Origin of the sequence: Promicromonospora alba (assembly GCF_042654905.1) — a bacterium.
Lineage (GTDB): Bacteria > Actinomycetota > Actinomycetes > Actinomycetales > Cellulomonadaceae > Promicromonospora > Promicromonospora alba.
The window spans coordinates 279157-297843 of record NZ_JBHSFI010000004.1 but is presented as its reverse complement, the minus strand read 5'-3'; the positions used below and the strand labels follow the sequence as shown (position 1 = coordinate 297843).

The following is an 18687-nucleotide window of genomic DNA, read 5'->3' as shown; positions in this document are numbered from 1 at the left end:
TCAAGGAGGGTCACGATGACCGACGAGAACAGCACCACTCCGCAGCCGGAACAGCAGCCGCACGTGCCGCAGCCCACAGAGCAGCTGCCGCCCGCGACGCCGCCGACTCAGCAGCTGCCGGCCGCCGTGCCGGCGCCTGCGCCCGCACCGGCACCTGTGCCCGCACCGGCCCAGAACGCGGCGACTGAGCAGTCCTCGAACGCCGCGCAGCCCTCGCACCCCGCACAGCCGTCGAACCCGGCGCAGCCGTCGAGCGCCGCGCCGTCCTCGGCGCCTGCGTCCGTCCCTGTGGGCGGGCCCGTCCAGCACCCAGCGCCCGCGCAGAGCTCGACGTCCGCCACCGGCCCGGCGTCCGGGTACGTCAACCCGTACGCGGTCCCGGCGACGGTGACGGCGTCGGGCGAGACGACGACGAAGAACCGCGCCTGGGTTCCCGTGGTCAGCGCAGCAGCGGCCGCCGCCCTGCTGGCCAGCCTGGGTACCGCGGGCGTCATGACGCTCACCAACGACTCGGGCGGCGCCGCCTCCCTGGCCGACGTGGGGCAGACGACCAGCCAGAACGTGCCCGTCAAGAGCTCGACCGTCGAGAACCCGGACTGGACGGCCGTCACCTCAGCGGTGCAGGAGTCGGTGGTGGCGATCCAGGTCGAGAGCCAGGGCGGTGGCGCGGAGGGCTCCGGCGTCGTGCTGGACTCCGAGGGTCGCGTCCTGACCAACAACCACGTGGTCGCGGGGGCGGAGACCGTGCAGGTCACGCTCAGCGACGGCCGCGTGTACGAGGCCGACATCGTCGGGACCGACCCGACCACCGACCTCGCCGTCGTGCAGCTGAACGACCCGCCGTCGGACCTCAAGCCCGCCAAGTTCGCGGACTCGTCGGACGTCGTGGTGGGGGAGCCCGTGATGGCGCTCGGCAACCCGCTGGGCCTGGCGAACACCGCCACGACGGGCATCGTGTCCGCACTGGACCGCCCGGTCACGGCCAGCGCAGAGGACGGGTCGGACCAGGTGGTCACCAACGCCATCCAGATCGACGCCGCGGTGAACCCCGGTAACTCGGGCGGGCCGCTGTTCAACGCGTCGGGCGAGGTCATCGGCATCACGTCCTCGATCGCCACGCTGTCGAGCGGGATGTCGTCGGGTAGCTCCGGCTCGATCGGCCTGGGGTTCGCGATCCCGTCGAACCAGGCGACGCAGATCGGCGACCAGCTCAAGGCCGACGGCACCGCCGAGCACGCCTTCCTCGGTGTCTCGCTCCAGGACGCGACTGCCACCGCCGACGACGTCACCCGGCGCGGCGCGGGCGTCGTCGAGGTCACGCCCGACTCGCCGGCCGGCAAGGCGGGTATCCAGCAGGGCGACGTGATCGTCGCCATCGACGGTGCCCCGGTGAACGGTTCGGCGTCCCTCACGGCGTTCGTCCGGGAGAAGGAGGCCGGGGACGAGTCGGTGCTGACCGTGGTTCGTGACGGCAACACCCAGGAGGTCACCGTGACGCTCGCGGTCAAGGAGGAGTCGGCGACCCAGGACCAGGGCCAGCAGAACCAGGGCCAGCAGGATCAGCAGGCACCGGACCCCGGCTCGGGCTCCGGTTCGGACCAGAGCGCACCGAACAACATCCCCGACTGGATGCAGGAGTGGTTCGGCAACCAGGGCTGACCCTTTCGCCGAGATGGGCCCCGTCGAAATAGAACTCTGGCGAGGATCTCGACACGCTCGACCACCGGTGGTCGAGCGTGTCGAGATCCTCGCCAGAGTTCTATTTCGCATATTCGCGTTCAGCGGGTGAACTCGGCTCGTCCGGTCTAAATTAGGCCGCGTGTCTGGGACGTTTACCGTGGTCAGGACCCTCGGCCGATCGGATGCCGCGCACGACATCCTCGGGGAGCTGCCGGAATGGTTCGGCATCGACCGGTTCACGCACGAGTACGTCGAGGCGGCGGCCAAGTTCCCCAACTATGTGGCGGTCGCCGCGCCTGAGTCTCCGGCGCCTGCGATCGAGGCCGACGGCGGCAAGATCCCGTCCGAGGACGTGCTCGGCGTACTGCTCGTCGACCAGCGCTACCCGACGTCGGCGGAGGTGCACCTGCTCGCCGTCCGGCGCAAGCACCACCGCGCCGGAATCGGGCGCACCCTGATGCGGCGGGTGGAGGACGACCTCAGGGCCCAAGGCGTGCGCCTGCTGAGCGTGAAGACGTTCGGACCGTCGGCGTCCGACCCGGACTTCGACCGGACCCGCGCCTTCTACACCGCCTGCGGCTTCCACCCGGTCGAGGAGTTCCCCGACCTCTGGGCCGACAACCCCTGCATGCTCATGGTCAAGGCGCTCTGACGAGAGGCCCTGGGCGGAACCCCGGCCGGGGCGCCGGCGTCGTCAGCGCGCCGACGGGACCCCGAACAGCGCCTCCGAGGCGCCCGGCACGACGGCGGCGACGACGCCGCCGAGGCTGCGCTCGAGGTAACCGACGAGCTCCTCGTCACCGAGGTCGGAGTTGATGCCGCCGTCGACCAGCGCCTGCTCGGCGAGGGCCACCCAGGAGCGGACCGCGATGCGCAGGAGCTCCGACTCGGGCACGCCCAGCTCCAGGAGGACGGCGAGGGCGCGTTCCGTCTGCTCCCGCCGCGCGTCCTCGATGACGGCGCGCACCTCCTCGTCCCCGCTGGCCGCACCACGGACCAGCGAGTAGAAGGTCGGGCCGTGCTCCCGTACGTAGGCGACGAGCCGGGTCAGCGTGCTGACCAGGCGCTCGGCCGGCGGAAGCTCCGCAAGAGGCTCGGAGGCGTGCAGCATCGAGTCGCGCGCGCGGCGCACGATCTCGTGGTGCAGGCCGTTCTTGGAACCGAAGTAGTAGTAGACGAGACCCGTCGAGACACCGGCTTCGGCGGCGATCTCCTCGACGGTCACGTCGGCCAGCGGTCGGTCCGCGAGAGTGGCCACTCCCAGTGCCACGAGCTGGTTGCGGCGTTCCTCCGGACGAAGTCGGGTGCGACGGGCTGTTGCCATGGTTCGAGCATATCCGGCATGCTTTGCGGCGCTCTCAGCAGACAATTGACGCTAACTCAGTAATCGCGCTAACGTCGCGACGGGACGACGGCGTAGTCGTTCTCACATTGGCATCGAGGGGAACACCAATGAAGCTCAGCAAGCTCACGGGGTCGCGCAAGGGGCGCGTGGCTCTGGCAGTCATCCCGGTCGCGATCGCCGCCAGCTTTCTGCTCGGTGGGGTTGCCCAGGGCGCAGTGCCCGTCTCGTTCGCGATCTCCGGCAGCCAGTTCAAGATCGGCGCCGACCAGCTCGTGGGCACCGGCTTCTCGCAGTACGCGGGTGTGGCGACCGCCTCCGACGGCACGAAGCACCCCGCCGCCATCGCGAACATCAAGGACGCGAAGCTCTACAACCTGTGCCAGTCGGTAGTGCAGGACACTCCGCTCGGCAAGGTCGGCCTCCTCATCTCGGCGGGCACCGCCAAGGACAAGCCCGCGCTCGCGACCGATCTGCAGATCGGCATGAACGACCTGTCGGGTACCGCGGTCTTCAAGAACATCCGTATCGGCGTCGACGCCTCCACCGTCAACACGACCAAGAAGGGTGACGCCGGCGACTTCGCCATGGACTCCGACTCGATCGACATCAACGGTCTCCAGCAGGTGTCGTGGAGCACGCAGGCCGCCGTCTTCCAGCTGACGGACCTCAGCCTCAAGATCACGGACGGCACCGAGTGCTTCTGAGTCCGGGTGACGGCCAGGCCGAGGCCGGCCGCCCCGGACTTCGCACGAAGCTTGCTGGCTGGCGCCGGGACTTCCGTCCCTGGCGCAAGCAGCGGCCGTTCGTCGGGGGTGTGCTGGTAGCGCTCGCTGGTCTCGAGATGCTTCTGTCCGGCCCGATCAAGCTGGACCAGCTCGGGATGAACGTCGTGCTGCAGTTCGGGGTGGAGGGGTCCCAGGCGACGATCCTCCCGATCGCACTGATCCTGCTGGGGATCCTGTCGATCGCCCAGCCCGTGCACCGGATCTTCTACGGCGTGATCGCACTGGCGATCTCCGTCTACTCGATCGCCGGAGTGAACCTCGGCGGCTGGGTCGCCGGCTTCCTGCTCGGGGTGGTCGGCGGCATCGTCGTCGTGTCCTGGGCGCCTCCGGAGGCGGACGCCGAGGCGGACACCGAGGCCGACGGCGCGGCAGACCCCGCCGAGCCGCGTGCCGCAGACGACGCGGCGGAGGGCGCACCCGCCCCGGCGCCGGACACGGACGACGCGACCGCCTCGAAGACCGGGGACACGAAGGCGGACGTCACGAAGGCGGACGTCACGAAGGCGGACGTCGCAAAGGCGGAGGGCGACGCACCGGCTGCCGAGCCGGCCCCGGACACGGAGGCGATCCCGCGCGCGGACTCGCTCAGCACAGCGCTGCGCGCGCTGTCCCAGAAGTCCGCCGCGGTAGCGGTCGCGGGCGCGCTGGCGATCGGCGGCATGAGCATGCCCGCGTCGACGTCCGACGCCGAGACCAAGCAGGACGACTCGTTCTGGTGCGTGGTCTTCGGTGCCTGCGACGAGGGCGCGGCGGACCCGTCGGCCACGCCCACCCCGTCGCCGAGCGGTTCCGACCCGGGCACTTCGGACCCGGGCGACGGCGCGACCGACGACCCGGTCGGCGACGTGGTGGACGACGTCACGGGCGGCGGGACCGATCCGGCCGACGGCGACACCGGGTCGGGCGACCCGGCCGACGGCGGCGCCGGCAAGGGCGACGACGAGCCCGAGTGCGAGGAGCCGACGCAGGACGGCTCCGTGCCACCCGAGGCGGGGGACAGCGCGCCGTCCGATCCCTGCGGCGAGATCGACCCGCAGCAGACCATCGAGGAGGCGCTGCAGACGGAGCTCGGCACCTGCGTCAAGGTGAGCTTCGGCGGCAAGTACGACCTGAACGTCGACCTGCCGGGCCAGTGCGGGGCCAAGGAGGATGGTTCGGTCTTCTCCCTCCCCGCCGACCTGGAGAGCCGGGACCTGACCATCCCGCTCACCGGCATCAACGGCATCGGCCTGGCGAACGTGCCGGTCAAGGGCGCCGGCGAGCGGCGGGACGCCATCAAGATCTCGGCCGACAAGGTCGTCGTCGACGGCTTCTGGCTCAAGTCGTACGCCTACAACCACGGCACGACGGCGGGCACGGACACCCGGGCGAACTTCGTCTCGCTCGAAGGCGACGCGCACATGTACGTGTCGTCGATCCACGCGAACCTGCCGGACGGGCAGGACCTCCTGGAGGTGGCGACCAAGGTGCTCGAGGGCGCCTCGCTCATCGAGATCCTGCTGACCGCCACGGACGCGCGGATGGGTTTCCTGGGCGCGACGTCGAACGTCCAGGTGTGGGACAACTTCCGCGAGCAGGTCTGGGGCGACGAGTCCGACCCGATCGGAAGCGGCCCAACAGCGGGCACCCCCTGATCGTTGAGTGCTGGATATTTGTCCTCTCGTACCGTTTCGAGAGGACAAATATCCAGCACTCAACGGATCAAGAGATGGCGCCCAGGGCGTAGCGCATGGGTTCCAGCTTTGCTTCCGATTCCGCCAGCTCTGCCTGGGGGTCAGACGCCGCCACTATGCCGCAGCCCGCGAAGAGGCGGATGTGATGGCGGTCGGTCGGGGAGATCTCGGCCGAGCGCAGGGCGATGCCCCACTCGCCGTCGCCGTCGGCGCCCACCCAGCCGACAGGCCCGGCGTACCGGGCCCGGTCCAGGCCCTCGATCTCCCGGATGAGGCTCCGCGCCGCGGTGGTCGGCGTACCGCAGACGGCGGCGCTCGGGTGCAGTGCGGCCGCCAGCGAGAGCGACGACGGCCGCACTCCCGACGCCGGGCTCTGGTCGGTCAGGACGCCCGTCACGTCGGTCGCCAGGTGCATGACGTTCGGCAGGTGCAGCACGAACGGCGCCTCGGGCACGTTCATCGACGAGCAGAACGGTTCCAGCGCCGCTGCCACGGAACGCACCGCGAACTCGTGCTCCTCCAGGTCCTTCGACGAGCGGGCGAGCTTGGCGGCGTGCAGCAGGTCGGCGTCGGCGGGGACCGCCGGCGAGCCGGGTCCGTGCTCGCGGCTGATGGTGCCGGCCAGCACGCGGGACGCCACCAGGCCCTTCTCGCTGCGGACCAGGAGCTCCGGCGTCGCGCCGACCATGCCGTCCACGCTGAACGCCCAGCAGGCGTCGTACGCGGACGCGAGCCGGCCGAGCAGGTGGCGCGTGTCGACCGGGTGCTCGGCCGTGGCGACGACGTCGCGCGCGAGCACCACCTTCTCCAGCTCGCCGGTCTGGATCCGGGCCACACCCTCGGCGACCACCGCCGGCCAGTCCGCCGCGGCCACTGCACCGTCGGCCAGCACCACCTTGCCCGGGTCGGTCACGGGCTGGTGCGGGTAGGCGGACAGCAGCTCCTCGCCCACGGGGGCGGAACGGTCGCCCACGAGGGAGATCGTGGTCGTCCAGGCCCGGCCACCCTTCCGGCCGACGACGACGCGCGGCACGATCAGCACGCCGCTCGCGCGTGCGGGGTCCTCGGACTCGTCGCCCGGGGTGACGTCGTCGAAGGCGAAGCTGCCGAACGCGACCAGCCCGCTGCCGGGCAGGCGCACGTCGTCGTGCACGACGGCGCGGTCGAGCACCTGGCGCCAGGCATCGTCGGCGTCGGCGAAGCGGCCGGGGCCGAACGTCTCGAACCGCAGTGCCTCGCCCCAGCCCACGAGCCCGTCGCCGTGTCGCACCCAGGCGAGCGCGTTGGTGTCGGGGAGCCGGTCGACGAGCGCGGTCGGTGTATCGGGCAGGTCGTCGACCGCGACGGTGCGGACCACGAGCTGGGGACCGTCGGGCGCGCCCCGCGGCAGGTCGGACGGGGGCGGCGCATCGGTGACCCAGGTGCCGGACACGGAGAGGCCGGTGGGTGCACCGGGGGTGCGTCCGGCAGGCGAGACGATCATCTTCCTCAGGATAGGTCGGCGGACGGATCGACCCCACATCCCGTGGGGGACGTCACACGGGGCGGTGCGGCGGGACGGCAGGGCTGGGATGCCGCGGCGCCGTCCGGGGTCGTGAAACGATGGCGGCATGTCCCGCGCAAGCCTGGAAAAGAAGCCGGCCGAGGTCGCGTCGATGTTCGACGGGATCGCCGCCCGCTACGACCTGACGAACGACCTGATCTCCTTGGGCCAGGACCGGCGCTGGCGCCGCCTCACGGTCGACGCGGTCGCCGCGATGCCCGGCGAGCGGGTGCTGGACCTCGCCGCGGGTACCGGGACCAGCAGCGAACCCTTCGCCGCCGACGGCGCGTTCGTGGTCCCGTCCGACTTCTCGATAGGCATGCTGCAGGTCGGCAAGGCGCGCCGGCCGGACCTGCCGTTCGTCGCAGGGGACGCGATGCGGCTGCCGTTCGCCGACGCGTCCTTCGACGCGGTGACCATCAGCTTCGGCCTGCGGAACGTGGCGGACACGGACGTGGCGCTGCGCGAGATGCTGCGCGTCGTGCGGCCCGGTGGCCGCGTGGTGATCTGCGAGTTCTCCACGCCCACGTGGGGCCCGTTCCGCAAGGTGTACCAGGAGTACCTGATGCGCGCGCTGCCCGTGGTGGCGAATGTCGTGACCCGCGAGAAGGGCTCCTACGACTACCTCGCCGAGTCCATCCGCACCTGGCACACCCAGGTCGAGCTGGCCCACCTGCTGCTCGAGGCAGGCTGGGAGCACGCCGCCTACCGCAACGTCAGCGGCGGAATAGTGGCCCTCCACCGTGCGGTCCGCCCTTCCTGACCACCCCCGCCGGACCGCCGAAGTAGAGCGCCTGTCGGACACCCGCTCTACCTCGCCGATCGAACGTCAGCGAAGTAGAGCGGGTGTCCGGACAGGCGCTCTACTTCGGCGACGAGGGGTGTGCCAAGTAAGGGGAACCTTCCTACACAATCCCCCCTAAGTGTGGCTAGGGTGTCGGTGTTGTGACAGGGTTCACAAGGGCTTGTCATGAAGCCCGGTAGAACCCCGCACGGCGAGGTCAGCAACGACCAGCTGCGGGTTCCCAACGGGGGTGAACGTGCGAACTGCAAGACGCGACGACGCGGACGTCATCGTGGTGGGCGCCGGTCCGGCCGGCTCGTCCACGGCGCACTGGTGCGCAGCCGCGGGTCTTGATGTCCTGCTCCTGGAAAAGGGCGAGTTTCCGCGGGACAAGATCTGCGGCGACGGCCTGACGCCGCGTGCCGTGGCCGAGCTGGTCCGCATGGGCGTTCCCACCCGCGAGGAGGACGGCTGGATCCGCAACCGCGGCCTGCGCGTCCACGGCGGCGGCCGCTCCTACGAGCTCGACTGGCCCACCCTCACGACCTACCCGGGATACGGCATGGCCAAGTCCCGGATGACCCTGGACCACACCCTGGCCCAGCACGCCCAAGCGAGCGGCGCCAAGCTCCTGCAGCGCACCAAGGTCACCGGCCCGCTCCGGGACGACGACGGCGGCCGCGTTGTCGGCGTGACCGTCCAGCCGCTCGACGCCCGCGGCCGCGCCGAAGGCCCCGTCAATGAGCTGCGCGCCCCCGTCGTCGTGGCGGCCGACGGCGTCAGCTCGCGCTTCTCACTCGCGATCGGGCGTGAGCGCCGCGACGACCGGCCCATGGGGACCGCCGTCCGCGCCTACTACCGCACCCCGCGCCACGACGACCCGTTCATGGAGTCCCACCTGGAGCTGTGGGACGGCGAGCCGGGCAAGAGCGACCTGCTCCCCGGCTACGGCTGGATCTTCCCGCTCGGCGACGGCACGGTGAACGTCGGCCTGGGCAGCGTGCACTCCACGCCCGCGCGCCAGTCCAAGGCGGGTATCGACTACCGGCGCCTGATGGAGACCTGGCTGGAGAAGAGCGCGCCGGAGGGCTGGGACCTGGTGCACGAGCCGGAGCGCGGCCCGATCCGCGGGGCGGCGCTGCCCATGGGCTACAACCGCGGCCCCCTGTACGCCGACGGTGTGCTCCTGGCCGGCGACTCCGCCGGCATGGTGAGCCCGTTCAACGGCGAGGGCATCGCCTACGGGCTGCAGGCGGGCCGGGTCGCCGCGGAGGCGATCAGCCAGGCGCGCCACAAGAGCACCGACGCTGCCCGCGAGGCCACGCTCGGCACGTACGCGGACCGCATGCGCGACGACCTCGGCGGCTACTACACGCTGGGCCGCTGGTTCGTGCGGCTCATCGAGCACCCGGAGATCATGCGGCTCTGCGTCCGGTACGGGCTGCCTCGCAAGGTGGTCATGCAGTTCACGCTCAAGCTCCTGTCCGACTGCTACGAACCGCAGGGCGGCGACTGGGTGGACCGCGTCATCGCGGGTCTGACCAGGGTGGTCCCGAGCTCATGAGCGGTCGCACGCAGCGCATCACGCATCCGAAGGGCACGTCGTCCACGAAGGGCACAGCATGAACCCCTACGTACCGATCCTGATCCTCATGGCGATCGGCGCCGTCCTGGCGCTCGGTGGTGTCGCCGCGAGCGCGATCATCGGTCCCAAGCGTTACAACCGCGCCAAGCTCGACTCGTACGAGTGCGGCATCGAGCCGACGCCGCACGCCGTGGGCGGCGGGCGGCTGCCGATCAAGTACTACCTGGTGGCGATGACATTCATCGTCTTCGACATCGAGGTCGTCTTCCTCTACCCGTGGGCCGTGGACTTCACGACGCTCGCGACGTTCGGGCTGGTGGCGATGCTGGCGTTCCTGGCGTTGATCACCGTGCCGTTCGTCTACGAGTGGCGCCGTGGCGGTTTCGACTGGGTCTGAGGCAGCAGACGACTTCATGCATGGCGCCTGACGGCGTCGTGCAGCGACGCCGGGCGGGTCCCGGCAGCAAGGAGGAGACATGGGTGTCGAGGAAGCGCCGTCAGGTTTCCTGCTGACGACGATCGAGGATCTCGCCGGGTACCTGCGCAAGGCTTCGCTGTGGCCGGTCACGTTCGGCCTGGCCTGCTGCGCCATCGAGATGATGGCGGCGGGCGCGTCGCGCTACGACCTCTCGCGGTTCGGCATGGAGGTGTTCCGTGCGTCGCCGCGGCAGGCGGACCTGATGATCGTGGCGGGCCGGGTGAGCCAGAAGATGGCTCCGGTCGTGCGCCAGGTGTACGACCAGATGAGCGAGCCCAAGTGGGTGCTCTCCATGGGCGTGTGCGCGTCGTCGGGCGGGATGTTCAACAACTACGCGATCGTGCAGGGCGTCGACCACGTGGTCCCCGTCGACATCTACCTGCCCGGCTGTCCGCCGCGGCCGGAGATGCTGATCAACGCGATCCTCGGGCTGCACGACCACATCCAGAAGGAGCCGCTGGGCGTGAACCGCATCGAGGCCGCGCGGGCCGCCGAGGCGGCCGCCATGGAGGCCACGCCGACCTTCGAGATGAAGGGCCTGCTGCGATGAGCGACGTCACGCCCGGCGGCGACCAGCATTCGGCGCTCCAGGCACCGGAGGACGCCACGACGCTCGAGGTCGTCGAGGTGAAGCGCGGCATGTTCGGCGCGGGCGGCTCGGGTGACACGTCCGGCTACGGCGGTCTGATCACGCCGATCGCGATGCCGGCGGCGTCGGCCCGCCCGTACGGGAGCTGGTTCGACCGGGTGGTGGACGTCCTGGCCGAGGTGCTGGACGACGCCGCGAGAACCGGCGGACCCACCTTCGACCAGGCCATCGAGAAGGTCGTCGTGGACCTGCACGGCGCCGCGAGCGCCGACGCCCAGCAGGCGGAGCTGACCATCGATGTCGCCCGCGAGCACCTGGTCGCCGTCTGCCAGGCGCTGCGCGACGACCAGGACCTGCGGTTCGAGCTGTCGCTCGGCGTCAGCGGCGTGCACTACCCGCACGACACCGGCCGGGAGCTGCACGCGGTCTACCACCTGGCCTCGATCACGCACTCGCGCCGCCTGCGGCTCGAGGTCGCGGCGCCGGACGACGACCCGCACATCCCGTCGACCACGTCCGTGTACCCCTCTAACGACTGGCACGAGCGCGAGACGTTCGACTTCTTCGGGATCGTCTTCGACGGCCACCCCGCCCTGACCCGCATCGAGATGCCGGACGACTGGGTGGGCCACCCGCAGCGCAAGGACTACCCGCTCGGCGGCATCCCCGTCGAGTACAAGGGGGCCACCGTGCCCCCGCCGGACACGAGGAGGAGCTACTCATGAGCGCTCCCACTGCTGCTCCGCACGCCACCCGGCCGGCGGGCAACGATGACACGTCATCCACGGTGCGCGCCTTCGAGGCCTATGGCGACGGCGACTGGGACGACATCGCGCGCGAGGCGATCGGCGAGGAGCGGATCGTCGTCAACATGGGTCCCCAGCACCCGTCGACGCACGGTGTGCTGCGCCTGATGCTGGAGATCGACGGCGAGACCGTCACCGAGGCCCGCGCGGGCATCGGCTACCTGCACACGGGCATCGAGAAGAACATGGAGTACCGGACGTGGACGCAGGGCACCACGTTCTGCACCCGCATGGACTACGTGGCGCCCCTGTTCCAGGAGGCCGCCTACTGCCTCGCCGTCGAGAAGCTCCTCGGCATCACCGACGACGTGCCCGAGCGCGCCTCGGTGATCCGGGTCCTCATGATGGAGCTCAACCGGATCTCGTCCCACCTGGTCTGCCTCGGCACCGGCGGCAACGAGATGGGCGCCACCACCGTGATGACCGTGGCGTTCACCGCTCGCGAGGAGATCCTGCGCCTGTTCGAGGCAGTGACCGGCCTGCGCATGAACCACGCGTACATCCGTCCCGGCGGGGTCGCGGTGGACACGCCGGAGGGGTTCACCACCCAGGCCCGCGCTGCGCTGGTGAAGGTGCGCGGCTACCTCAAGCAGCTGACCGACCTCATGCTCGCCAACCCGATCTTCAAGGCGCGCCTGACCGACGTCGGCGTCCTGAACCTCTCCGGGTGCATGGCGCTCGCGATCACGGGCCCCGTGCTGCGCTCCACCGGGCTGCCGTACGACGTCCGCAAGGACAACCCGTACTGCGGCTACGAGACGTACGACTTCGACGTCCCGACGGCGAAGGGTGCCGACTGCTACGACCGCGTGGTGCTCCGCATCGAGGAGTGCTACCAGTCGCTCAAGATCGTCGAGCAGACCATGGAGCGGCTCGACCGCACGGAGGGCGAGCCGGTGATGGTCGCCGACAAGAAGATCGCCTGGCCCGCCCAGCTCGCGGTCGGCGGCGACGGCCAGGGCAACTCGCTGGAGCACATCAAGAAGATCATGGGCACCTCCATGGAGGCCCTGATCCACCACTTCAAGCTGGTCACAGAGGGCTTCCGCGTCCCCGTCGGCCAGGCCTGGCAGACCGTGGAGCACCCGCGCGGGGAGCTCGGCGTGCACGTCGTGTCCGACGGCGGCACCCGGCCCTACCGCGCGCACTTCCGCGACCCCTCGTTCAACAACCTCCAGGGCGTGTCCGTGATGTGCGAGGGCGGCCAGGTGGCCGACGTCGTCGTCGCCGTCGCCTCCCTGGACCCCGTGCTGGGAGGTGTGGACCGATGACCGCAGAGCCAGTCGAGACCAGGACCCGCTACGACGCCGAGACCCTGGCCACGCTGACCACCGACGCCGCGGCGATCATGGCGCGCTATCCGGACCCCCGTTCGGGCCTGCTGCCGATGCTGCACCTCGTGCAGTCGATCGACGGCTACGTGAGCCGGGACGGCATCCTGTTCTGTGCCGAGATGCTCGGCATCACGGCCGCCGAGGTCTCCGCCGTCGCGACCTTCTACACCCAGTACAAGCGCCACCCCAACGGCACCTACACCGTCGGCGTGTGCACCAACACGCTGTGCGCGGTGATGGGCGGCGACGCGATCTTCGACGAGCTGAGCGAGCACCTCGGCGTCGGCCACGACGAGACCACCGACGACGGCGCGATCACGCTCGAACGCGTCGAGTGCAACGCCGCCTGCGACTACGCGCCCGTCGTGATGGTCAACTGGGAGTTCTTCGACAACCAGACGCCCGGGTCGGCGACGGCGCTCGCGGACAAGCTGCGCCTCGGCGAGGACGTCGTGCCCACGCGCGGTGCCGCGTCGGTGTGCTCGTTCAAGCAGATGAGCCGGGTCCTGGCGGGGTTCAACGACGGCCGCGCCGACGAGGGTGCCGGCGCGGGCGCGCCGACCCTCGCGGGGCTGCGGATCGCCCGTGAGAACGACTGGAGGGCGCCCGACGCCTCGACCAGCGAACCGGTGGCCGAGCCTGTCGAGACCGGACCGGTCGGCAAGCCCGGCTCGTCCGCCGAGCGGCCGGCCGCTACGTCGTCCGACACAGAAGTCGGCAAGGACAAGAAGCCAGGGGAGGACGCGAAGTGACTTCCATCGCGACGCTGACACCGGTACTCACCGACACGTGGGACAAGGACCGGTCCTGGCGCCTGGCCACCTATGAGCGTGCGGGCGGCTACGCGGGCCTCAAGAAGGCCCTGAAGACCGCACCCGCCGACCTGGTGCAGGCGGTCAAGGACTCCGGCCTGCGCGGCCGCGGCGGTGCGGGCTTCCCCACCGGTATGAAGTGGGGCTTCCTGCCTCCGCCCGACGGCGGTCCGCGGTACCTGGTCGTCAACGCCGACGAGTCCGAGCCGGGCACCTGCAAGGACATCCCGCTCATGCTCGCCAGCCCGCAGCACCTGATCGAGGGCGTGGCGATCACCAGCTACGCGATCGGTTGCGACCACGCGTTCATCTATGTGCGCGGCGAGGTGCTGCACGTCTACCGGCGGCTGCTGAACGCCGTCGAGGAGGCGTACAAGGCGGGCTACCTGGGCAAGAACATCCAGGGTTCCGGCTTCGACCTCGACGTCACGGTGCACGCGGGCGCCGGCGCCTACATCTGCGGCGAGGAGACGGCGCTGCTCGACTCGCTCGAGGGCCTGCGCGGCCAGCCGCGGCTCAAGCCGCCGTTCCCCGCCGTCGCCGGCCTGTACGCGCGGCCAACGGTCGTGAACAACGTGGAGTCCATTGCCTCCGTTCCTGCCATCATCGCGAAGGGCGCCGACTGGTTCTCCTCGATGGGCACGGAGAAGTCCCAGGGGCACGGCCTGTTCTCCCTGTCGGGTCACGTCACCAGGCCCGGCCAGTACGAGGCGCCGCTCGGCATCACGCTGCGCGAGCTGCTCGACCTGGCGGGCGGGGTCCGCGAGGGGCACGAGCTGAAGTTCTGGACCCCCGGCGGGTCGTCGACGCCGATCTTCACCGCCGACCACCTCGATGTCCCGCTCGACTACGAGTCGGTGGGCGCCGCGGGGTCGATGCTCGGCACGCGCGCGCTGCAGATCTTCGACGAGACGGTGTGCGTGGTCCGGGCGACGAGCCGGTGGACCGACTTCTACGCGCACGAGTCGTGCGGCAAGTGCACGCCGTGCCGCGAGGGCACGTACTGGCTCAAGCAGGTGCTGCACCGCATCGAGGCGGGCGAGGGCCAGGACGGCGACCTCGAGCTGCTGCTCGACCTGTGCGACAACATCCTGGGCAAGGCGTTCTGCGCGCTGGGCGACGGCGCCGTCTCGCCGATCACCTCCAGCATCAAGCTGTTCCGCGAGGAGTACCAGGCGCACATCGACGGCCACGGCTGCCCGTTCGACCCGAGCAAGTCGGCACTCTTCCCCTACACCCCCAAGACACGGACACCGGCGACCCTCGCGGGCGCCGGCGCCGGAGGTCACCGATGACCGTCACCACGAACAACCCGAAGACCGAGGCCGTACCGGTCGAGCTGGTCACCTTCACCATCGACGGCACGGAGGTCAGCGTCCCGAAGGGCACGCTGATCATCCGGGCCGCCGAGCAGGCCGGGATCCAGATCCCGCGGTTCTGCGACCACCCGCTCCTGGCGCCCGCGGGCGCCTGCCGGCAGTGCCTCGTCGAGGTCGCCATGCCGGACCGCGAGGGCAACGTGCGGCCCATGCCGAAGCCGCAGGCCTCGTGCACCATGACGGTCGCGCCCGGCATGGTCGTCAAGACGCAGCACACCTCCGCCGTCGCAGACAAGGCGCAGCAGGGGGTCATGGAGCTCCTGCTCATGAACCACCCGCTGGACTGCCCGGTCTGCGACAAGGGTGGCGAGTGCCCCCTGCAGAACCAGGCGATGTCGAACGGCCGCACCGACACGCGGTTCGTCGACGTCAAGCGCACCTTCCCCAAGCCGATCGCCCTGTCCACGCAGATCCTGCTCGACCGGGAACGCTGCGTGCTGTGCCAGCGCTGCACCCGGTTCAGCGAGGAGATCGCGGGCGACGCGTTCATCGCGCTGCAGGACCGCGGCGCGCACCAGCAGATCGGCCGGTTCGACGAGGACGTGCTCGGGTTCGCCGGCGCCGAGTCCAGCACCGGCCCCGTGGACCGCCCGGTCGGGGAGGCCACCACGGACACCTCCGGGCGGCCGTTCTCCTCCTACTACTCCGGCAACACCGTGCAGATCTGCCCGGTGGGCGCGCTCACCGGGGCGGGCTACCGCTTCCGGTCGCGCCCGTTCGACCTGGTCAGCACCGAGAGCATCGCCGAGCACGACTCCTGCGGCTCCGCGATCCGCATCGACCACCGCCGCGGCCAGGTGCTGCGCCGGCTGTCGGGCGAGGACCCGGTGGTCAACGAGGAGTGGATCACCGACAAGGACCGCTTCGCGTTCACCTGGCAGTCCGCGGCGGACCGCATCACCACGCCGCTCGTCCGCGAGGACGGCAAGCTCCGGCCCGCGTCCTGGGTGGAGGCCCTCGAGGTCGCGGCCGCAGGGCTGGCCAGGGCCAGGCAGAGCGGCGGCGTCGGCGTGCTGCCGGGCGGCCGGCTCACCGTCGAGGACGCCTTCGCCTGGTCCCGCTTCGCACGGACGGCGCTCGGCACCAACGACGTCGACCAGCGTGCGCGCGTGCACTCCGCCGAGGAGGCCGCGTTCCTGGCGCACGTCGTCGCCGGGTCGGGCGTGGGCGTCACGTTCGGCGACCTGGAGCAGGCGCCCGCGGTACTGCTCGTCGGCCTGGAGGCCGAGGAGGAGGCGGGCATCACGTTCCTGCGGCTGCGCAAGGGCGCAATGGGGAGGTCCAGGACGAAGATCTTCTCGATCGCCCCCTACGCCACGCGCGGTCTGACCCGCCTGAACGGCACGCTCCTGCCCGCCGCACCCGGCACCGAGGCCGAGTGGCTGACCAGCCTGACCACCACCCTGGGCGGCGGCCTGTCCCCGGCGGACGCACCGACGTCCGACATCGACACCAGTGCTCTTGCCCAGCCGGGTGCCGTGATCCTCGTGGGCGAACGCCTCGCGGGCTCGCGCGGCGCGTACGCGGCTGTCGTGGGCCTCGCCGAGGCGACGGGCGCGCGGCTCGCGTGGATCCCGCGCCGTGCGGGTGAGCGCGGTGGCGTCGAGGCCGGCCTGCTGCCCGACCTGCTGCCGGGCGGTCGCCCGGTGGCGGACGCCGCCGCACGTGCCCAGGTCGCCGAGGCTTGGGGCGCCGAGATCCCGGAGACCCCGGGTCGCGACACCGCGGGCATCCTCGCGGCGCTGGCCGACGGCACCCTGGGCGGCGCGATCGTCGGCGGCGTCGAGCTCGCCGACCTGCCCGACCCGGCCGCCGCACGCGCCGCGCTCGACGCGGCGACAGCGCGCGGCGGGTTCGTCGTGAGCCTCGAGGTACGCGCCTCGGAGGTGACCGAGCGGGCCGACGTCGTACTCCCGGTCGCGCCCCCCGTGGAGCGTGCGGGCTCGTACTGGAACTGGGAGGGCCGCGTGCGGTCCTTCGGCGCCGCGCTCGAGTCGAGCGCCCTGCCCGACCACCGCGTGCTGCACGTGCTGGCCCAGCACCTGGGTGTGGACCTGCAGGCGGCCACGCCCGCCGAGGCCCACCTCTCCATAGCCATGACGCAGCACAGCGCCTGGACCGGCGACCGCCTGACGGTCCAGGGCGGCGCACCGGCCGCACCGCCCGCCGTCGGCTTCGGACAGGCGGTGCTCGCCACCTGGCGGCTCCAGCTCGACGCGGGTCGCGGCCAGGACGGCGAGCAGTTCCTCGCCGGCACGGCCAAGCAGGCAGTCGCCCGCATGTCCGCCGCCACCGCTGCGGGCTTCGGCGTGGCCGACGGCGACCGGGTCGCCGTCAGCACGAAGCGCGGCGCCGTCGAGGTGCCCGCCGTGGTCACCGACGGGATGGTCGACGGCGTCGTGTGGCTGCCGCTCAACAGCGCGGCCTGCCGTGTGCACGACACGCTCGGCGCGTCGGCCGGCGACCTCGTCACCGTCACCACCCACATGTCAGACGCACAGGTCACCCCGGTGACTCACGCGTCTGACAACTCGGAAAAGGGGAGCCGATGAACGCCTCGATTCTCGCCGCCGCGGCGCCCGGCGTGAGCGCCGACTTCTCGCAGGAGACCATCTGGGCCTCCATCGTGAAGGCCGTGCTGATCGTGGTGTTCCTGCTGACCAGCGTGCTCTTCGCCATCTGGTTCGAGCGCAAGGTCGTCGCGCGCATGCAGGTGCGTCCCGGACCCAACTGGCACGGGCCGTTCGGCCTGCTCCAGTCGCTCGCGGACGCCATGAAGCTCCTCCTCAAGGAGGACATGACGGTCACCCGGGCCGACCGGTTCGTGTACCTGCTGGCGCCGATGATCTCGGTGTTCTGCTCGCTGCTGGTGTTCGCCGTCATCCCGTTCGGGCCGAGCGTGTCGTTCTTCTGGACCGACTGGACCACCCCGGCGCAGCTCACCGACTTCCCCGTCGCGGTGCTGTACGTGCTGGCCGCCGCGTCGCTCGGCGTCTACGGCATCGTGCTGGGCGGCTGGGCCTCCGGCTCCACCTACCCGCTGCTCGGCTCGGTGCGCTCGACGGCGCAGGTGATCAGCTACGAGCTCGCGATGGGCCTGTCCCTGGTGAGCGTGTTCATCATGGCGGGGTCGATGTCGACGTCGCAGATCGTGTCCAGCCAGACGCAGATCTGGTGGTTCATCCCGCTCGCGCCGGCCTTCGTGATCTACGTGATCTCGATGATCGGTGAGACCAACCGCCTGCCGTTCGACCTCCCCGAGGCCGAGGGCGAGCTCGTGTCCGGCTACATGACCGAGTACTCGTCGATGAAGTTCGCCTGGTTCTTCCTGGCGGAGTACATCAACATGCTCAACGTCTCGGCGGTCTGCGTCACGCTCTTCCTGGGCGGCTGGCGTGCCCCGGTGCCCGACGAGTTCCTGGGCGGCGCCCTGAACGAGGGCTGGCTGCCCATCCTCTGGTTCCTCGTGAAGCTGTGGGCGGTCATGTTCGTCTTCGTGTGGGTGCGCGGCACGCTGCTGCGCCTGCGCTACGACCAGTTCATGGTCTTCGGCTGGAAGGTCCTCATCCCGGTCGCGCTCGGCTGGGTGGTCGTGCTCGCCGTCGTGCAGTGGCTGCAGCGCATCCAGGGCGTCACCTACCAGGGCTTCATCCCATGGATCATCGGGGCCGCCATCGTCTTCATAGCGGTCATGTGGTTCTGGCCCGAGAAGAAGGAAGCGCCACCGGGTGCAGGCAAGGGCGCCGAGAAGGAGACCGTCGACGCCTTCGCCGGCGGGTTCCCGGTGCCGCCGCTGCCCGGCGAGAAGCTGCCCCCGTCCAAGCGGTTCGGAAAGGAGGTCCACGGTGAGTGAGCACCAGGAGTATCAACCCCTGCGACCCCAGCCGGGGCCCA

16 protein-coding genes are annotated in these 18687 nt (G+C 70.8%); 14 read left to right on the top strand and 2 right to left on the bottom strand.

Annotated features, from left to right (window positions below):
* Positions 1–15: 15 nt before the first annotated feature.
* Positions 16–1659 carry a S1C family serine protease gene (locus tag ACFO6V_RS12320; protein ID WP_377135699.1) on the top strand — a complete coding sequence of 548 codons (1644 nt, stop codon included), beginning with the start codon at positions 16–18 and terminating at the stop codon, positions 1657–1659.
* A gap of 160 nt (positions 1660–1819) precedes the next feature.
* Positions 1820–2332: a GNAT family N-acetyltransferase gene (locus ACFO6V_RS12315; RefSeq protein ID WP_377135697.1), complete on the top strand. Its 513-nt coding sequence runs from the start codon at positions 1820–1822 to the stop codon at positions 2330–2332.
* Between the two features lie 42 nt (positions 2333–2374).
* On the opposite strand, the gene ACFO6V_RS12310 is transcribed toward ACFO6V_RS12315, so the two are convergent.
* Positions 2375–3004: a TetR/AcrR family transcriptional regulator gene (locus tag ACFO6V_RS12310; RefSeq protein WP_357507049.1), complete on the bottom strand. Its 630-nt coding sequence runs from the start codon at positions 3002–3004 to the stop codon at positions 2375–2377.
* 128 nt (positions 3005–3132) lie between these two features.
* On the opposite strand from ACFO6V_RS12310, the gene ACFO6V_RS12305 reads away from it, so the two are divergent.
* The gene (locus ACFO6V_RS12305) at positions 3133–3729 is read left to right on the top strand and encodes a DUF6230 family protein (RefSeq protein WP_377135693.1); all 597 of its coding nucleotides are present in this window, start codon (positions 3133–3135) and stop codon (positions 3727–3729) included.
* Positions 3720–5444: a DUF6114 domain-containing protein gene (locus ACFO6V_RS12300; RefSeq protein WP_377135691.1), complete on the top strand. Its 1725-nt coding sequence runs from the start codon at positions 3720–3722 to the stop codon at positions 5442–5444. Before ACFO6V_RS12305 ends, ACFO6V_RS12300 begins: the two co-directional genes overlap by 10 nt.
* A gap of 67 nt (positions 5445–5511) precedes the next feature.
* Here ACFO6V_RS12300 and ACFO6V_RS12295 read toward each other — a convergent pair whose 3' ends face one another.
* On the bottom strand, positions 5512–6966 hold the full coding sequence (locus tag ACFO6V_RS12295) for an isochorismate synthase (RefSeq protein WP_377135689.1): 1455 nt from the start codon (positions 6964–6966) through the stop codon (positions 5512–5514).
* 127 nt (positions 6967–7093) lie between these two features.
* Here ACFO6V_RS12295 and ACFO6V_RS12290 point away from each other — a divergent pair, with 127 nt between their 5' ends.
* The 10 genes from ACFO6V_RS12290 (at position 7094) to nuoH (ending at position 18646) form a co-directional block, all read left to right on the top strand.
* Positions 7094–7789, top strand: coding sequence for a demethylmenaquinone methyltransferase (locus tag ACFO6V_RS12290; protein ID WP_377135687.1), 696 nt, complete (start codon positions 7094–7096; stop codon positions 7787–7789).
* 277 nt (positions 7790–8066) lie between these two features.
* Positions 8067–9374 carry a geranylgeranyl reductase family protein gene (locus ACFO6V_RS12285; protein WP_377135684.1) on the top strand — a complete coding sequence of 436 codons (1308 nt, stop codon included), beginning with the start codon at positions 8067–8069 and terminating at the stop codon, positions 9372–9374.
* A 58-nt stretch (positions 9375–9432) separates the two neighbouring features.
* Positions 9433–9792 carry an NADH-quinone oxidoreductase subunit A gene (locus ACFO6V_RS12280; RefSeq protein ID WP_020016036.1) on the top strand — a complete coding sequence of 120 codons (360 nt, stop codon included), beginning with the start codon at positions 9433–9435 and terminating at the stop codon, positions 9790–9792.
* A 79-nt stretch (positions 9793–9871) separates the two neighbouring features.
* Positions 9872–10423: a NuoB/complex I 20 kDa subunit family protein gene (locus ACFO6V_RS12275; RefSeq protein ID WP_377135682.1), complete on the top strand. Its 552-nt coding sequence runs from the start codon at positions 9872–9874 to the stop codon at positions 10421–10423.
* A complete protein-coding gene (locus ACFO6V_RS12270) occupies positions 10420–11187 on the top strand; it encodes an NADH-quinone oxidoreductase subunit C (RefSeq protein WP_377135680.1) in 768 nt (255 codons plus the stop codon). The genes ACFO6V_RS12275 and ACFO6V_RS12270 overlap by 4 nt, the downstream gene beginning before the upstream one ends.
* A complete protein-coding gene (locus ACFO6V_RS12265; protein WP_377135678.1) occupies positions 11184–12539 on the top strand; it encodes an NADH-quinone oxidoreductase subunit D in 1356 nt (451 codons plus the stop codon). Before ACFO6V_RS12270 ends, ACFO6V_RS12265 begins: the two co-directional genes overlap by 4 nt.
* Complete coding sequence (gene nuoE, locus ACFO6V_RS12260) at positions 12536–13354, top strand: NADH-quinone oxidoreductase subunit NuoE (RefSeq protein ID WP_377135676.1); 819 nt, start codon at positions 12536–12538, stop codon at positions 13352–13354. Before ACFO6V_RS12265 ends, nuoE begins: the two co-directional genes overlap by 4 nt.
* A gap of 5 nt (positions 13355–13359) precedes the next feature.
* On the top strand, positions 13360–14709 hold the full coding sequence (gene nuoF / locus ACFO6V_RS12255) for an NADH-quinone oxidoreductase subunit NuoF (RefSeq protein ID WP_377136603.1): 1350 nt from the start codon (positions 13360–13362) through the stop codon (positions 14707–14709).
* Positions 14706–17345, top strand: coding sequence for an NADH-quinone oxidoreductase subunit G (locus tag ACFO6V_RS12250; protein ID WP_377135674.1), 2640 nt, complete (start codon positions 14706–14708; stop codon positions 17343–17345). Before nuoF ends, ACFO6V_RS12250 begins: the two co-directional genes overlap by 4 nt.
* A complete protein-coding gene (gene nuoH / locus ACFO6V_RS12245) occupies positions 17342–18646 on the top strand; it encodes an NADH-quinone oxidoreductase subunit NuoH (RefSeq protein WP_377135672.1) in 1305 nt (434 codons plus the stop codon). Before ACFO6V_RS12250 ends, nuoH begins: the two co-directional genes overlap by 4 nt.
* The last annotated feature ends 41 nt before the right edge of the window (positions 18647–18687 follow it).

Coding starts and splice junctions, on each gene's coding strand:
- ACFO6V_RS12295 (WP_377135689.1), bottom strand. CDS start 6,966: ATGATCGTCTCGCCTGCCGGACGCACCCCCGGTGCACCCACCGGCCTC.
- ACFO6V_RS12320 (WP_377135699.1), top strand. CDS start 16: ATGACCGACGAGAACAGCACCACTCCGCAGCCGGAACAGCAGCCGCAC.
- nuoE (WP_377135676.1), top strand. CDS start 12,536: ATGACCGCAGAGCCAGTCGAGACCAGGACCCGCTACGACGCCGAGACC.
- ACFO6V_RS12265 (WP_377135678.1), top strand. CDS start 11,184: ATGAGCGCTCCCACTGCTGCTCCGCACGCCACCCGGCCGGCGGGCAAC.
- nuoH (WP_377135672.1), top strand. CDS start 17,342: ATGAACGCCTCGATTCTCGCCGCCGCGGCGCCCGGCGTGAGCGCCGAC.
- ACFO6V_RS12310 (WP_357507049.1), bottom strand. CDS start 3,004: ATGGCAACAGCCCGTCGCACCCGACTTCGTCCGGAGGAACGCCGCAAC.
- ACFO6V_RS12270 (WP_377135680.1), top strand. CDS start 10,420: ATGAGCGACGTCACGCCCGGCGGCGACCAGCATTCGGCGCTCCAGGCA.
- ACFO6V_RS12305 (WP_377135693.1), top strand. CDS start 3,133: ATGAAGCTCAGCAAGCTCACGGGGTCGCGCAAGGGGCGCGTGGCTCTG.
- ACFO6V_RS12280 (WP_020016036.1), top strand. CDS start 9,433: ATGAACCCCTACGTACCGATCCTGATCCTCATGGCGATCGGCGCCGTC.
- ACFO6V_RS12290 (WP_377135687.1), top strand. CDS start 7,094: ATGTCCCGCGCAAGCCTGGAAAAGAAGCCGGCCGAGGTCGCGTCGATG.
- ACFO6V_RS12275 (WP_377135682.1), top strand. CDS start 9,872: ATGGGTGTCGAGGAAGCGCCGTCAGGTTTCCTGCTGACGACGATCGAG.
- ACFO6V_RS12250 (WP_377135674.1), top strand. CDS start 14,706: ATGACCGTCACCACGAACAACCCGAAGACCGAGGCCGTACCGGTCGAG.